Annotated in this window: 1 pseudogene; it reads right to left on the minus strand. The window is 70.6% G+C overall.

Annotated elements, in window-relative coordinates:
• A pseudogene (locus tag ACNFOC_RS55160) lies at nt 1–392 on the minus strand (phospho-sugar mutase); the annotation flags it as partial.
• Nucleotides 393–506: the final 114 nt, after the last annotated feature.

Genomic DNA, 506 nt, shown 5'->3' on the forward strand with positions numbered 1-506 from the left:
GTTCGGGCTGGTGCCGGTGTTGTCGGTGGTGGGCCCGACTGTCCCGCGCCGACCATCACGGCGGCGGTGTCGCGGGCGAAGTCGGCGGACTTGTGGCGGGCGTCGTAGCCGATGACGACGGTTCCGGTGCCGTCGGTGTGCCCGTTCGCCTTCAGGTACGCGGCGAGTCCGGCGGCGGCCCGGATGACGACCGCGCGGTTCATCCGCATGGGCCCGGCGCCGAGTTCGCCACGGAGGCCGGCGGTGCCGAACTGGAGGGTGCCGCGGAAGCGCTCCGCGAGCTCCGTGACGTCCCCGGCGTCGATGAGCTTGGCGAGCTCGTCGCGTGTGTCCGCGTCGGGGTCCTCGGCGAGCCAGGTCCTGGCCCGCGCGATGAGTTCGTCGTCGTGCACGTCGGGTCAACCTCTCGTGGTGTGTTGTACGTCAGCTTCTCGACCGACCGAGACGGGTGGGGTCGCCCGTCACCTTGCCGTACATCGCCTGTAGCCACAGCAGATAGCTGTACG

The organism is Streptomyces colwelliae (assembly GCF_048158785.1).
GTDB lineage: Bacteria > Actinomycetota > Actinomycetes > Streptomycetales > Streptomycetaceae > Streptomyces.